This window comes from Qipengyuania profundimaris, from assembly GCF_030717945.1.
GTDB classification, from domain to species: Bacteria; Pseudomonadota; Alphaproteobacteria; order Sphingomonadales; family Sphingomonadaceae; genus Qipengyuania; species Qipengyuania profundimaris.
The window spans coordinates 1,638,094-1,652,349 of sequence record NZ_JAVAIM010000001.1 but is presented as its reverse complement, the minus strand read 5'-3'; the positions used below and the strand labels follow the sequence as shown (position 1 = coordinate 1,652,349).

Sequence of the window (14,256 nt, the reverse complement as noted above, 5' to 3'; positions counted from 1 at the left end):
CACGAAAACCTTGAAGCGACCGACGCCAAGATGAGCGCGCGCGACGTCTCCGTGTTCTACGGCGACAAGAAGGCGATCGACGAGGTGTCGATCGAAATTCCGACCAAGTATGTGACGGCCTTTATCGGCCCGTCGGGCTGCGGCAAGTCGACCTTCCTCCGCACGCTGAACCGGATGAACGACACCATTCCTTCGGCACGGGTCGAGGGCGAGATCACTCTGGACGGCGAAGACATCTACCGTTCCAAGATGGACGTGGTGCAACTTCGCGCCCGGGTCGGGATGGTGTTCCAGAAGCCCAATCCCTTCCCCAAGTCGATCTACGAGAACATCGCTTACGGCCCCAAGATTCACGGTCTTGCCGAGGGCAAGGACGAACTCGATGCCATCGTCGAACGCTCGCTGAAGCGTGCGGGTCTGTGGGAAGAGGTAAAAGACCGTCTGCAAGACAGCGGCACAGCGCTTTCCGGCGGCCAGCAGCAGCGCCTGTGCATTGCGCGCGCCATCGCGGTCGATCCGGAAGTCATCCTGATGGACGAGCCGTGTTCGGCGCTCGACCCCATTGCGACGGCGAAGATCGAAGAGCTGATCGCGGAACTCAATGGCCGTTATGCCATCGTGATCGTAACCCACTCGATGCAGCAGGCCGCTCGCGTCAGCCAGCGTACGGCTTTCTTCCACTTGGGAAAGATGGTGGAGTACGGTCGTACTTCTGACATATTCACCAATCCGCTGGAGCAGCGGACCCAGGACTACATCACCGGACGGTACGGATAAGAGCATGGATTCCATTCAAGAACATACCGTCAAGGCCTTCGACGAAGACATCACGCGCCTGCGCGGCCTGATCGCCGAGATGGGCGGCCTTGCGGAGGCGGCCATCCAGCAGGCGATCGATGCGTTGGTGAAAGGGGACGACGAGCTTTCCGACCGGATCGTCAAGGCAGACAAGAAGATCGACGTGCTCGAGAGCGAGGTCGACAAGCTGGCCGTGCGCATCATCGCTCTGCGTGCGCCTATGGCTGACGATCTGCGCGAAGTCATTGCCGCGCTGAAGATCGCCGGCGTTGTCGAGCGGATCGGCGATTATTCCAAGAATATCGCCAAGGCGAGCAAGGAAATCGGGTCCAATCGCAAGCAGTTCGAGCCGCTCACTCTTTTGCCCGCCATGGCCGAAGTGGCCAGCGAGATGGTGCACGACGTGCTCACCGCCTATGCCGCTCGCGATGCCGAACTGGCGCGCGAGGTTATTGCCGCGGACGAGAAAGTCGACGCCTTCTACAATTCGATTTTCCGCAATCTCGTTAGCCACATGGTCGAGAACCCTTCAACCATTTCGAGCGCGGCGCAATTGCTGTTCGTGGCGCGCAATCTCGAACGTATCGGCGACCATGCCACGAATGTGGCCGAGATGGTCCACTTCGCCGCCGTCGGAACATATCCGCCCGACGGAGACGACTGACACAATTCTGTAGCGAGAAGGTCATACTGCCATGCCCGAAAAGGAATCATCGCGGGAAGGCAAGGATTTGAACGCGGCCAAGCTATTGCTGGTAGAGGACGACCCGGCCCTCTCCGAACTGCTCGAATATCGTTTCGCCAATGAAGGCTACGACGTGCGCACCACCGCCGATGGCGATGAGGCGTTGCTGATGGCTTCGGAGGAAACCCCCGATCTCGTCATTCTCGACTGGATGATCGAAGGCACCAGCGGGATCGAAGTCTGCCGGCGGCTGCGCCGCGACAAGGAAACGGCGCATGTGCCGATCATCATGCTCACCGCGCGCGAGACCGAGGACGACCGTGTCCGCGGCCTCGATACGGGCGCCGATGATTACCTCACCAAGCCCTTCAGCCCACGCGAATTGTTGGCGCGTGTCGCGGCCGTCATGCGGCGCATCCGGCCCGTGTTGGCCGGCGAGACCATCGCGGTGGGCGACATCGTGCTCGACCCGGTCGCGCACAAGGTCACGCGCCGCGGCCAGGATGTGCAACTCGGCCCGACCGAGTACCGGCTGCTCAAGTTCTTCATGGAAAGCCCGGGCCGCGTGTTCAGTCGCGGCCAGTTGCTCGACGGCGTCTGGGGTACCGAAAGCGAAATCGAGTTACGAACTGTCGATGTCCACATCCGCCGGCTACGCAAGGCCATCGAGATTGACGGCGCCAAGGATCCGGTACGCACGGTCCGCAGCGCGGGATATTCCCTCGAAGCCTGACCGTTCAGCCTGCGACAAGGCTAAGCGTGCAAACTCCAGAGGATGCAGCAATCCTCGCCGATCGAGCGCTTGATCTGCGCGCTTGGTGCCACCTGCGCCACCGCGATACTTTTCGCGTGCGTGCCTGCTGTGCAGCAGATGGGAGAGCCTGCGCCGGTGACGGCTACGCCGGTCGACCCAAACCGCGCCACTGTCCAAGTCGAACCGGTTGCCAGTAGCCAGGACATTCTCGGCGAGTGGGACATTGTCAATTTCGACGGTCATGAACCGCGCCGCCTATCGGGTTCGACGCGCGCCGCTTTCGCCGACTTCGGTGAAAAGGGCGTGAGCCTGCAAATCGAATGCAATTACTCGGGTGCATCGGGAACTGTGCGCGACGGGCGCTTCGTGTCGTCGCCCGGCCAACGCTTTCAGACGGAAATCAGCTGCGGACCCGAGATGGAGGAGCGGGAGCGACAGCTTTTCAGCTTCTTCGACCGCAATCCGACCGTAGAACGATTACCGGACGGCCGATTGCTGCTCACGGCCGGAGATACGCAGTTGCTGCTCGAGCGGCCTGTTCAGCGCAGACTTGCCAATTTGCTCCCGCCCCAGGATTTGCTTGGCGAATGGCGTACGGTCGGGATCACGCATTATCTCGAGCAAGGTGGCCATGCAGGGATCGGCTTGACCGAGGTACCCGGACGGATCGTATTCGACGGGATCGAGGCGGAATATTCACGCTGCCCGCAATACAAGATGGCCTATCGGTACACGGAGGCAGGAGTCGTCGAGAAAATCGGAGGTCCCAATTTGCCGTCGAGCGCAATCGATTGCGAACCGCTGACCGAGAAGCCTTTCAACCCCGACATGCCACTGCGCTGGGATGTGATGAAAGTTCTCCATTCCGATCCGCGGCTGGAGAAGGTCGATGACGACACGATCCTGATGTCGACAGACCGCTACGGTGTTTTGCTGAGCAAGGCTGCTTGCGAGAGCCTCGAACAAAGCGACGGTTATTCGGAAACACGTATTGTCGACTGCGCCTCGCCGCACTGATCAGCGGCATACGCCCCGCCAGCGGGCGCTCATGTCGAGATGGAAATGGTCGGCATGGGCGGCGTTGTAGTCGGGGCTCAAGACGGTTGCGAAACTGTCGCATGCTTCGTCGCGGGCGCGGCGAAGGAACTCCGCCTTCGGGCCGTCCACAGCCCAATCTCGGAGCACACTGATTTGCGTCCCGTCGGATAACCGGATGCCGGCAATATCGATGGCGTTGGCCGTGGCATGTTCGCTCCAGGGACCCTCTTCGCGACCGTAGAGGCGGCGACAGGAGTATGCTCCAAGATGTTCGATTTGTTCGATTTCGCTATCGAATAGCTCTCGCGCCAAAGGTTCGAGCACGTCGCGCTCCCATAGGTAGAGCGCCACCGTCGTCGGACAGGTCATGGCGGGTGTCGAGGGGGACAGGGGGTACCCATCTAGCCGCGTCCGATCCTCGCGCCTGCAAGCACCCTCGCCTGCGGGGTCGAGCGCGGTGAAAGCAATCTCGCTCCGCTCCAGCGTCGCGCGGCATTGCGCGGGATCGTCTCGCAGTGCGAGCATCTTTGTTTCCGTTGCCCACCCCACGGGATCGCGCAGGTCGAGCGGTGCCCAGGGGCTATGCTCGGGATGCTCGGCCAGCCACACGCGGCCGGCAAGCGCCAGGCCGATCAGCACCAACAGGATTACCACGCGACGGTCGGCACGAAATCGGCCGATGCGGCGGGAAATGTCAATTTTCATCGATAAGTGCTGCCGACCTGCATACCGCACCAAACCGCTGGCAGGGGAGTTCGCTCCCGCATCAGTGGAAGTCGCGCGATTTCGGGATCACGCGCACATCGCGCGGATGCCGCCCTCCCCAACCGCATTCGCGGTTGCCCGGCGGCGGGTCCTGCCAATCGTCCTTCGGCGGCGGTTTCGCGGTGGGCTCGGAAGCCGGAGCATCGGCACTCCCCGCCGGATTCTCCCATCCTGCCTTGCAATGCGACGGCAGCGGGCTGTTCACATGGTCCGCCCGCGCGATCGGCGCGACCAGCAGGTCGTCGGACAGGCGGTGGAGATCCTGCGTCGCGTCGGTCATGTGCTGGGCGATAACGTGGACGACCTCGTCGTCATATTCCACGCGCCCGCGCACTTCCATCAGCCGCGCGCCCATCACCACCTTGCGCTGGCGGGCCTTGAGATCGGGCCAGATAACGAGGTTCACCACGCCCGTCTCATCCTCCAGCGTGATGAAGCACACCCCCTTGGCGCTGCCCGGCTGCTGGCGGATCAGCACCACGCCCGCCACATTCACGGTGGAGCGGAACTTGCGCTCGCGCAGGTCGCAAGCGCGCACAAAGCCGCGTGCGTCTAAGTCCTCGCGCAGGAACGACATCGGATGCGCTTTCAGGCTGAGCCGCGTGGTCAGGTAATCCGCCACGACTTCCTCGCTCAGCGGCATGTGAGGCAGCTGCGTGGCCGACGTCTCGGCGCCCTCCTCGCGCTCGGCCGCGGCGGCGAACAGAGGCAGGTCCGGCTCCGCGATCAGGCTGCGCGCATCCCACAGCGCCTGACGCCGCGACAGCGCGATCGAACCGAAGCAGTCCGCGCTGGCAAGCCGCTCTACATGCGACGGGCCGATGCGGGCACGGTCCCGCAGCGCCGTGACGTCGGCATAGGGCCCCCGTTCCTCGCGCTCCCCGATCAGCCGTGCCGCCACGGCCTCCCGCAAGCCGTCGACCTGCCTGAGGCCGAGGCGCAAGGCGATCTCGCCCTCGCAGTCTTCCAGCGAGCAGTCCCAGTCGGACAGATTGACGTCGGCGGGCAGCACCGTGACGCCATGTTCGCGCGCATCGCGCACGATCTGCGCGGGTGCGTAGAAGCCCATCGGCTGCGAATTGAGCAGCGCGCAGGCGAAGGCCGCCGGATAATGGCACTTCATCCAGCTCGACACATAGACGAGGTGGGCGAAGCTGGCGGCGTGGCTTTCCGGGAAGCCGTATTCACCGAAGCCCTTGATCTGCTCGAAGCACCGCGCGGAGAATTCGGGATCGTAACCGCGTTCGATCATGCGGCCGACCATCATGTCCTGATGCTCGTTCACCATGCCGCGGCTGCGGAAGGTCGCCATGGCCTTGCGCAGCCGGTTCGCCTCTTTCGAGCTGAACTTCGCCGCGTCGATGGCGATCTTCATCGCCTGTTCCTGGAAGATCGGGACGCCATAGGTCCGCTCCAGGATCGACGAGAGCTCGTCGGGCGGACCGTGCTCCGGCGCGGGCGACGGCAGGTAGAAGTCGGTCTTGCCCTCGCGCGCCCGGCGGCGCTGCTTGAGATAGGGGTGAACCATGTCGCCCTGGATCGGCCCGGGCCGCACGATGGCGACCTGCACGACGAGATCGTAGAATTCGCGCGGACGCAGGCGCGGCAGCATGTTCATCTGCGCCCGGCTCTCGACCTGGAACACGCCGAGCGAATCGCCCGTGCACAGCATGTCGTAGACCGCCGGATCCTCGCGCGGAATGGTAGCGAGCTGGTAGCTCTCGCCATGATGATCTTCTAGCAGTTTCAGCCCCTTGCGGATGCAAGTTAACATGCCGAGTGCAAGCACGTCGACCTTCAGAATGCCGAGATCGTCGATGTCGTCCTTGTCCCACTCGATGAAGCTGCGGTCGGGCATGGCGCCGTTGCCGATCGGCACCATCTCGGTCAGCGGGCCGTCGGTGAGGATGAAGCCGCCGACATGCTGGCTGAGATGGCGCGGCATGCCGATCATCTGCTCGGTCAGCTTGAGCACGCGGCGCAGATGCGGATCGGTGAGGTCGAGGCCGGTTTCGTTCTCGACATGCCCCTCGTCGATCGTGCGGCCCCATCCGCCCCAGACGGTGCGCGCCAGCACGGCGGTAACATCCTCGGACAGGCCCATCGCCTTGCCCACCTCGCGGATTGCCATGCGCGGGCGATAATGGATCACCGTAGCGCATAGCCCGGCCCGATGGCGGCCGTATTTGCGATAGAGATACTGGATCACCTCCTCGCGGCGCTCATGCTCGAAATCGACATCGATATCGGGCGGCTCCTTGCGGTCTTCGGAGATGAAGCGGTCGAACAGGAGCTGGTGCTTTTCCGGATCGACGCTGGTGATGCCGAGGCAGTAGCAGACGGCCGAATTGGCTGCGCTGCCACGTCCCTGACACAAGATCGGCGGATCGACCTTGTTGCGCGCGAAATCGACGATATCCTTGATGGTCAGGAAATAGCGCGCAAGCTGCATCTTCCCGATCAGCGCAAGTTCCTTGTGCAAAGTCTCGCGCAAGCTGTCGGGAATGCCTTCAGGATAGCGCCAGACGGCCCCTTTCCAGGTTTCGCTTTCGAGATAGCCCTGCGGGTCGACGCCGCCGGGATAAAGCTCTTCGGGATATTCGTATTTCAGCGTGTCGAGGCTGAAATCGCAGGCATCGGCCACTTCGCGCGTGGCGGCGATGGCATGTGGCCAGCGGGCGAACATGCGGACCATGGCGGCAGGCGACTTGAGGTACCGCTCGGCATTGCCGAACAGCAAGTGCCCGGCCTCGGCCACCGTGGTCCTGTGGCGGATGGCGGTCATCACGTCCTGCAGGGGCCGCTTGTCGGGCGTGGCGTAATGCACGTCGTTGGTGGCGAGGATGCACAGATCGTTGGCCTGTGCGAAATGATCGAGCCGCTCGATCCGTTCGATATCGCTGGCCGTGTAAAGGTAGCTCGCGGCGATATAGCGCAATGTTGGCAGCTGGCGGGTTACGTGCGGAAGAAGGTCGGCCAGGTCACCCTCGACCTGCGTCCACTGGGTTTTGACTTCCTCCCCTGTATCCGCCTGGCGAAACGGCACGACATTGCTCGGGATCGCAATCGTGAAACGCTGCTCCAGATCGCGCGGCGGCACGAGGATCAACTGCACATCCTCGCTATGCGCAGCGAGCATGGCCAGCGAGATGTGGCACTCGCCCTTGGCCTGCCATTCGCCGTCCAGCGTGGCCATACGTCCCTGCGAAATCAGCTGGCACAGACGCCCGTAAGCAGCGCGATCCTTGGGATAGGCGAGGAAGGCGAAACCCGCGACCGTTTCTATCCTGCAGCCGATAAGCGGCTTCAACTTAAGCGTTTTCGCCTCGCTATGGATGCGCACCACACCGGCCATGGTATTGGCATCGGCAATTCCGATCGCATCGTAACCGAGCCCATAGGCCCGCTCGACCAGATCGACCGCATCGGACGCGCCGCGCAGGAAGCTGAAGCAGGAAACGAGGCCAAGCTCGACAAAAGGCGCGCGCTGCGGCGTCCTTACGAGATCGGGATCGACATCGATCCTGCGCTTGGGGATCTGGTGGTCGTTCTCCGGCACACCGTCACCCGGCCAGTTCCTCGAGCCGTTCCTTCACTGCGGCGAGATCGGCATCGAAGAGCCGCGCCTGCTCTTCGCGCGCGGGGCCGTCGAGCCGCAGGAGATAGGAAGGGTGCGCCGTCACCCACAGCTCGCTGCCGTCTTCCAGCGCGATCGGTTCCCCGCGCACCTTGGTGATGCTGACCGTCTTGCCCAGCATGCCGCGCGCCGCGCTCGCTCCCATGGCGAGGATCAGCTTTGGCTGCACGATCGCCCGCTCGCTCTCGATCCACCAGCGGCAGGTGTCGATTTCCTTTGCGCCGGGCGACTGGTGGATCCGCCGCTTGCCGCGCTGGACATATTTGAAATGCTTGACCGTATTGGTGACGTAGGCCGCACGCCGGTCGATCCCGACCTTCTCCAAATGCGCATCGAGCAACTGGCCCGCCGGCCCCACGAAGGGCCTTCCCTGCTGGTCCTCCTGATCGCCCGGCTGTTCGCCGACGATCATCAGCGCGGCATCCTGCGGCCCCTCGCCCATCACGGCATGGTTGTCGAGCTGGCCGATCGGGCACTTGCGGCAGGCATGGATCGCCTTGTCGATCGCCGCGAGCGTTTCGGGCCGCTCCTCAAATTCAAGCGTTCCCTTCTCGACCATCGCACTTTCCCGCTTCTGCGCGCCTGCCACCAACTCGGGAATGAGCGCGGCTTCGGGCATGTTCTTCCAGTATTTCTTGGGCATTTCCTTCAGCATCGCCCCGATCTTCAAACGCGCGGGATTGAAGATCGACGCGTAGTAGCTGCGCCACAAATCCTCGGTCGGATCGCCGCTCGGCGCGTCGCTGCGGTCGGCGGGCGGACCTTCTGCCATCGTCTCGCCGTCCCAGTGAAGCGAGCCGCGCGGCGTCAGGATCGACCAGCGCATGTTGGAAAATCGCCGCATGAAGAAGCTCGCATTGGCGCGCAGGATGTGGTGGTCGGGCTCGAACCAGGCGACATAATGCTCATCACCCTCCTCATCTTCGACCAGTCGGAAGCGCACGAAGGCATGCATTTTATGACTGTCGCGGCGGACGTTCTTGTCGAGCTCTTCCAGCTTGCGAACATCAAGGTCCGCCTTATCCTCCATGATCCGCGGATTGGCCTGCAATCGCCAGAGCAGGCGATAAAGGAGAGCGAAGCGCTCGGGATCGGAATGGAGCGCGGCATTACGCGCTAGGCTGACGAAGCGGCGGTTGGCGCGCACCGGCGGCGCATCTTTCGGCGGCACCGGCATGCGGCGCTTCCCATGCGCGAACAGGTCGCCGCTGCCACCCGGTTCGACCCATGCGATCCGGTCGGGCGGGACATCGCATTGGATCAGCCCGCGCGCCCGCTCCCGCCAGAAGTCGAAATCGTCCGGCTCGGGCATGTGCACGACGTAATAAGTGCCGAGCTTCACGCCCGAGAGGCTGCGCGAGGACCTCATGCCGCAAATAGCTCCAGCTGCTCGGTCTTCGGCGCGAGCAGGCTGCGCAGGTCCGCGCGGTCGGTCAGCGTGATCGGGCGCCAGTCTACCGTACAGATGAACGGCCGCACCTTGGTGATCGATTGCGTCAGCAGCGCCACATCGTCGAGCCGCAGATTGCGATGGCGGCGACTGGCAATGATCTTGTTTACCGCCTTCACGCCGAGGCCGGGCACGCGCAGCAATTGCTCGCGGCTGGCGCGGTTCACGTCGAGCGGGAACTGCTCGCGAAACTTGAGTGCCCAGGCCAGCTTGGGATCGATATCCAGCGGCAGATTCCCGTCCGCTTCGGTCGCCTGCATGACCTCGGTCGGCTTATAGCCATAGAAGCGCATCAGCCAGTCGGACTGGTAGAGCCGATGCTCGCGGATCAGCGGCGGGCGCTTCAGCGGCAGCACCGCGCTGGCATCGGGGATCGGCGAGAAGGCGCTGTAATAGACGCGGCGCAGGCGGAAATTGTCGTAGAGCCGGCTCGCCTTGCCCACGATATCGGCGTCGCTCGCGGTATCGGCGCCAACGATCATCTGCGTCGACTGGCCCGCAGGCGCAAAGCGCGGCGCGTGGCGGAAGCGTTTGCGCGCATCCTTCGCTTCGACGAGGTCGGCCTTCACCTTGCCCATCGCGCCTTCGATCTGTCGCGCATCCTTGTCGGGCGCGAGGCGGGTGAGGCCGCTGTCGGTCGGCAATTCGACATTGATCGACACCCGGTCGGCATAGAGCCCCGCCTGATGCACGATCTCGGCATCGGCTTCGGGAATGGTCTTGAGGTGGATGTAACCGCGAAAATCGTGTTCTTCCCGCAGGATGCGGGCAACTTCCACGATCTGCTCCATCGTGTGGTTCGAGCTTTTCACGATGCCAGACGACAGGAACAGCCCTTCGATGTAATTGCGCCGGTAGAAGGCCAGCGTCAGGTCCACCACTTCTTGCGGCGTGAAGCGCGCCCGCGCCACGTTCGAACTCTTGCGATTGACGCAGTAATGGCAGTCGAACACGCAGTGATTGGTCAGCAGGATCTTGAGCAGGCTGATGCAGCGGCCATCGGGCGCATAGGCATGGCAGATGCCCATCCCCTCCGTCGAGCCAATCCCCTTGCCGCCCAGACTGTTCTTCTTTGCCGTGCCGGAGGACGCGCAGGACGCATCGTATTTCGCCGCATCGGCGAGAATCTCGAGCTTCTGGAGGATGGTTTGCGACGCCATACGTTCTTTATATGTTCTCTCGCAGGTTTTTCCAACAGCAAAATGCTGCGACCGCGGGAACCCCCACGCCAGAACAGCGTAAAAATTGCACGGACCGGGCCCCTCTGGCGAGCGCGATGTGCTCGTGATGTCGGACGTTGAGCGATCGCCCCTGGCGATAGAGCAAACCAGCGCCCGACCCACTCTTGTCTTCGGGCGCCAAAGGAGAGTGGTTATGATATCTCGTCGATCCATGCTTGGTGCAACGGGGGCTGCCAGCGCCGCCGCGTTGTTGGGCGGTAATTCTGCCCTGGCGCAGGATAATCCGGCAATGCCCGAACCTGCGCCGCCGGCTTCCGACCTCACCCCCGACCAGGCTCTCGAGCTCTTACGACGAGGCAACGAACAGTTCCTTACCGGCGGCCGCACAAGCGTCCTAACTAGTTCCCAACGACGGCTTGATCTCGCCGCCGGCCAACAGCCTTTCGCTGCCTATGTAACATGCTCCGATAGCCGGGTGCCGCCCGAACTCCTGTTCGGTCGCGGACTGGGGGAGCTTTTCATCATTCGTAATGCCGGGAATACCGTGGACACGGTCGCCCTCGGGTCGATCGAATATGCCGTGGCGGTGCTGAATGTCCCCCTAGTGGTCGTGATGGGACATGAGAGCTGCGGTGCCGTAAAAGCGGCGACCGAAGTCGTGACGGACAATGCGACATTCCCGGGCTCCATCGGCCCCATGATCGAGCCGATCATCCCGGCGGTCCTGTCGGTCCGTGACAAGGACGGCGATCTGCTCGATAATTCGGTCCGCGCCAACGTCAGCCGTGTCGTACGGCAGCTTCGACAGCATACGGACCCCATCCTGCTCGAGCCACAGCGAGCTGGCAAACTGAAGGTCGTGGGCGCCTATTACGATCTCGACGACGGGCGAGTGGACTTCTTCGATCGCCCTTGAATGTGAGACGCGCCCGGCCCGGCGTCGGGCGGGTATCCCTAAAGTTTATTTACCGTGTCGGAAAAGGTCGCAGTAACCAGAACCCCGCGATGACGTCCGGTAAGGGGGCACCACGTGGCGCTATTCCAGAGAAAACAGGTCGCGAGCCAATCCGAACGACGCACCAGTCGGCGGCATTCCGTCGACTGCCCCGCGTCGCTTCGCTTGCTTGGCGGCGAACGACGCGGTCGGTTGCGCGATCTGTCGCTCGACGGCGCATGTTTCGAGGCAGAAGACTTGCCGGCCAGCGGCATTTCCGGGCTGCTCGCCTGGGGCGATCAGGAACACTGGTGCAAGGTGGTATGGAGCCGCGACGGTAGCTGCGGGCTGGTGTTCGAACGCAGCATTCTGCAAGCAGCTGTGGACGCCTCGGTCCAGACGGTCGAAGTCGAGACCGGCCCGGTGGCGAATTTCAGCAACATACCCCTCGGCCAGAAGCGCTCGCGCCGCGCGTTCCTGGTGTCCGAAAGCTAGGCGCAGAGCCCCTGCAGGAACCAGTCCGGCGCTCCGCCCCGTCCGTCTCCGGCGATGCCCTGGCGATAGATCCAGTAGCGCCGCCCTCGCTCGTCCTCGATCCGGTAGTAATCGCGTAGGCGGACCGAACCGCGCTCGCGCCACCATTCGGGTGCGATCCGCTCCGGCCCTTCGACCCGCGCGACTTCGTGCACGCCGCCGCGCCAGCGAAAGCGCTGAGGGTAGCCGTCGGGCGAAGCATAGAGCACGGCGATCCGCTCCGGCGTGTCGAGCATCTTCAGCGGGCGGGCGTGGAATTCCAGCACCCCTTGCGTCGGTGGCTCCCGCTCCAGCGGCGGCTTCCAGCGCTGCGCGCGCTCCGGGATGTGGCTGGCGAAAGGCACCGGGCGGCTGACCGCCTTGGGGCCGAGCCGCACCGTCAGCCGGTCGATACAGGTGGCAAGCGAGGTGCCGGGGCTTTCCGCCTGTGCCTCGATATCGCCTTGCGCCAGTGCGAGCGGCTCCGTCCAGCTGGCTCGCAGGCGCAGCAGTTCGATGCCGAAGCCCGCCTCGATATCGTCGAGCCGCGCGGCGAACAGGCGGCAGATATGGGCGGGATCGCGCGTGGCGGCGGACATCTCCAGCCTGCGCACCGCAACCTCGCCATCGACCCGCCACAGCCCCAGTTCCAACCGCCGCGCGCCCAGCCCCTTGCTCTCGAGAAGCCGCGCCATGTCATCGGCAAGATCGTTCACCACCTGATCGAGCAGAGTGCGGTGACGGATCGGCTCCATCAGGCGCCGCTGGGTGAGCGGCGCGTGTTGCTCGATTACCGGGATGAGCGGTTCCGGAATCCGCCCGAGCAGCTGGTCGAGGCGCAGCAGCGGATTGGCCTCAGGCACCTTGCGCTTGCGGAACCGGCGCTGGAGCGCGTCGCGCCCGATGGTCGTGATGTCGCCGATCCGCTTGAGGCCGAGGCGGCGCAGCACGGTGAGCACATCGCTGCCAAGCCGCAGTGCCGCGACGGGAAGGTCGGCCAGCATAGGCTCCAACTCGCGATCCACGATCGCCCCGGCCCGGCCGAAATGCGCCAGCGCCCAGGCTGCCCCTGCGGTGGGCGCAATGGCTGTGCGGATGACGAGATCGCGCTGGGCGAAACCCGCGCGCACATCTTCGAGCAGGTCTTCCTCCCCGCCGAACAGATGCGCGACGGAAGTCACGTCCACCAGCAGGCCGTCGGGTTCGTCCATCGCCGACCACGGGCCCCAGCGCTGCGCCCGGACGGCAAGCTGTTCGAGGAATGCAAGATCTCCCGCCGGATCGCTGGGTGCGGTCGAGATTTCCGGGCACAGCGTGCGGGCATCGGCCAGCATCATGCCCCGGCGCGCACCGGCATCCGTGGCGAGGCGATTGGCAGCCTCGATCCGCGGGCCGTGTGCCGTGTCGGCAATCAGCACTAGCGGCCCGCTATCGAGTTCGCCCCCGGCCTCCCGCGTGACGATCCGCCAGCGGTCGATCGCGAAGGCGGGCAGCCAGATCGCGAGGATGCGGCGGCGGGACGACCCTAGGTCGCCGGCAAGCGCATTCATGCCTGCTGCGACAGCCGCCGCCGCTGAAGCCCCGCAGTCCAGTTAAGCGCGCCGGTGTCGTTGTCCGCCTGCCGTTCGCGCCGGGCTTTCAGTGCCCCGCCCTGCTCGTGTAGCAGCCACTCACCCGGTGCATGCCCGCGCGCCCGGAACAGCTCGGCCCGCCAGACGGGCGCACCTGGGGCCTGCGCATTCCACCGGGGCGCGTCGGAAGGCGAAGATGTCACATCCCAACGCATCCGGGCGGAGGACAGGTCGCGCGCCGCATCGAGCCGGACGAGGAACAGCGGCACGCCGTATCTCTCGCTCGCCAGCGTGAGGCGGCGGGACGCAGTGAAATCGAGCGCCTTCGGATTGCCCGCGATCTCGCCGATCACCCAGGCGATGTCCCGGCAGCGCACCCCCTCTTCCAGCGCAAAGAGTGCATCCTGTGCGGTATCGGCGAGCACGTGGATCAACCGGTCGCGCATCTCCTTCGGCAGGCCGGCGCGGTAAGGACGCCCGGAAAGCCGTGCCGCATCGCGCGTCTGCACCCACAGGACAGGCCGGGCGTCGGGCTCGGTGGGAGTCGCGGCGTGAGCATCGCCGCGACCTCCGGCGCGACCTTCGCTGCGAGGCAGGTTCCGCCAATCATCGAGCGCCAGGGCCAGCGCCGCCCCCGCTCCGGCCGCTTCGTTCGGCGAGGCGAACACCTCGCTATGCAGCGCCGGCGTGCCCGCTGCCGCCAGGCCCGGCCGCCAACGCGAACTGTTCCGCGCCGCGATGGTACCGGCATCGATGAGCGAGGCCAGCGGCAAGGAAGTGGTGGCGGAAGGCATGACGGAACGACTCATTTGTTCCTAATATGTTCCAACACGGATCGATTCGCAATCGGGTAGTTCGGCCTTGTCGCCATGCCCCGGAACGCATCTCCTTTGCCGCACGTTGCACAGGCAAACGACCGAAAGGACCACA

The 14,256-nt window shown here is 64.2% G+C and carries 12 protein-coding genes; 6 read left to right on the top strand and 6 right to left on the bottom strand.

What is annotated here, in order from left to right; translation table 11 throughout:
• Positions 1-30: 30 nt before the first annotated feature.
• The 4 genes from pstB (at position 31) to Q9K02_RS08105 (ending at position 3,254) form a co-directional block, all read left to right on the top strand.
• Complete coding sequence (gene pstB, locus Q9K02_RS08120) at positions 31-777, top strand: phosphate ABC transporter ATP-binding protein PstB (protein ID WP_278327901.1); 747 nt, start codon at positions 31-33, stop codon at positions 775-777.
• 4 nt (positions 778-781) lie between these two features.
• The gene (phoU, locus tag Q9K02_RS08115; RefSeq protein ID WP_305932437.1) at positions 782-1,462 is read left to right on the top strand and encodes a phosphate signaling complex protein PhoU; all 681 of its coding nucleotides are present in this window, start codon (positions 782-784) and stop codon (positions 1,460-1,462) included.
• A gap of 67 nt (positions 1,463-1,529) precedes the next feature.
• Complete coding sequence (gene phoB, locus Q9K02_RS08110) at positions 1,530-2,216, top strand: phosphate regulon transcriptional regulator PhoB (protein ID WP_305933478.1); 687 nt, start codon at positions 1,530-1,532, stop codon at positions 2,214-2,216.
• Between the two features lie 42 nt (positions 2,217-2,258).
• Complete coding sequence (locus tag Q9K02_RS08105) at positions 2,259-3,254, top strand: META domain-containing protein (protein WP_305932436.1); 996 nt, start codon at positions 2,259-2,261, stop codon at positions 3,252-3,254.
• Here Q9K02_RS08105 and Q9K02_RS08100 read toward each other — a convergent pair whose 3' ends face one another.
• The 4 genes from Q9K02_RS08100 to Q9K02_RS08085 form a co-directional block, all read right to left on the bottom strand.
• Entirely contained in the window at positions 3,255-3,980 is a 726-nt protein-coding gene (locus Q9K02_RS08100) for an extensin-like domain-containing protein (protein ID WP_305932435.1), read from the bottom strand.
• Positions 3,981-4,041: 61 nt separating this feature from the next.
• The gene (locus Q9K02_RS08095; RefSeq protein WP_305932434.1) at positions 4,042-7,599 is read right to left on the bottom strand and encodes an error-prone DNA polymerase; all 3,558 of its coding nucleotides are present in this window, start codon (positions 7,597-7,599) and stop codon (positions 4,042-4,044) included.
• 4 nt (positions 7,600-7,603) lie between these two features.
• Positions 7,604-9,046, bottom strand: coding sequence for a UdgX family uracil-DNA binding protein (locus Q9K02_RS08090; RefSeq protein ID WP_305932433.1), 1,443 nt, complete (start codon positions 9,044-9,046; stop codon positions 7,604-7,606).
• Positions 9,043-10,287, bottom strand: coding sequence for a putative DNA modification/repair radical SAM protein (locus tag Q9K02_RS08085; RefSeq protein WP_305932432.1), 1,245 nt, complete (start codon positions 10,285-10,287; stop codon positions 9,043-9,045). Before Q9K02_RS08085 ends, Q9K02_RS08090 begins: the two co-directional genes overlap by 4 nt.
• Before the next feature lie 127 nt (positions 10,288-10,414).
• Between Q9K02_RS08085 and Q9K02_RS08080 the strand changes: the two genes are divergently transcribed.
• A complete protein-coding gene (locus Q9K02_RS08080; protein WP_340310057.1) occupies positions 10,415-11,224 on the top strand; it encodes a carbonic anhydrase in 810 nt (269 codons plus the stop codon).
• A gap of 114 nt (positions 11,225-11,338) precedes the next feature.
• Positions 11,339-11,737, top strand: coding sequence for a PilZ domain-containing protein (locus Q9K02_RS08075; RefSeq protein WP_305932430.1), 399 nt, complete (start codon positions 11,339-11,341; stop codon positions 11,735-11,737).
• Here the strand turns inward: Q9K02_RS08075 and Q9K02_RS08070 are convergent.
• Positions 11,734-13,305 carry a Y-family DNA polymerase gene (locus Q9K02_RS08070; protein WP_305932429.1) on the bottom strand — a complete coding sequence of 524 codons (1,572 nt, stop codon included), beginning with the start codon at positions 13,303-13,305 and terminating at the stop codon, positions 11,734-11,736. The two genes, Q9K02_RS08075 and Q9K02_RS08070, sit on opposite strands and share 4 nt — an antisense overlap.
• Positions 13,302-14,135, bottom strand: a complete 834-nt coding sequence (locus tag Q9K02_RS08065; RefSeq protein WP_305932428.1) for a hypothetical protein — start codon at positions 14,133-14,135, stop codon at positions 13,302-13,304. The genes Q9K02_RS08070 and Q9K02_RS08065 overlap by 4 nt, the downstream gene beginning before the upstream one ends.
• Positions 14,136-14,256 lie beyond the last annotated feature (121 nt).

Coding starts and splice junctions, on each gene's coding strand:
- pstB (WP_278327901.1), top strand. CDS start 31: ATGAGCGCGCGCGACGTCTCCGTGTTCTACGGCGACAAGAAGGCGATC.
- phoU (WP_305932437.1), top strand. CDS start 782: ATGGATTCCATTCAAGAACATACCGTCAAGGCCTTCGACGAAGACATC.
- Q9K02_RS08105 (WP_305932436.1), top strand. CDS start 2,259: ATGCAGCAATCCTCGCCGATCGAGCGCTTGATCTGCGCGCTTGGTGCC.
- Q9K02_RS08100 (WP_305932435.1), bottom strand. CDS start 3,980: ATGAAAATTGACATTTCCCGCCGCATCGGCCGATTTCGTGCCGACCGT.
- Q9K02_RS08090 (WP_305932433.1), bottom strand. CDS start 9,046: ATGAGGTCCTCGCGCAGCCTCTCGGGCGTGAAGCTCGGCACTTATTAC.
- Q9K02_RS08085 (WP_305932432.1), bottom strand. CDS start 10,287: ATGGCGTCGCAAACCATCCTCCAGAAGCTCGAGATTCTCGCCGATGCG.
- Q9K02_RS08080 (WP_340310057.1), top strand. CDS start 10,415: ATGTCGGACGTTGAGCGATCGCCCCTGGCGATAGAGCAAACCAGCGCC.
- Q9K02_RS08070 (WP_305932429.1), bottom strand. CDS start 13,305: ATGAATGCGCTTGCCGGCGACCTAGGGTCGTCCCGCCGCCGCATCCTC.
- Q9K02_RS08065 (WP_305932428.1), bottom strand. CDS start 14,135: ATGAGTCGTTCCGTCATGCCTTCCGCCACCACTTCCTTGCCGCTGGCC.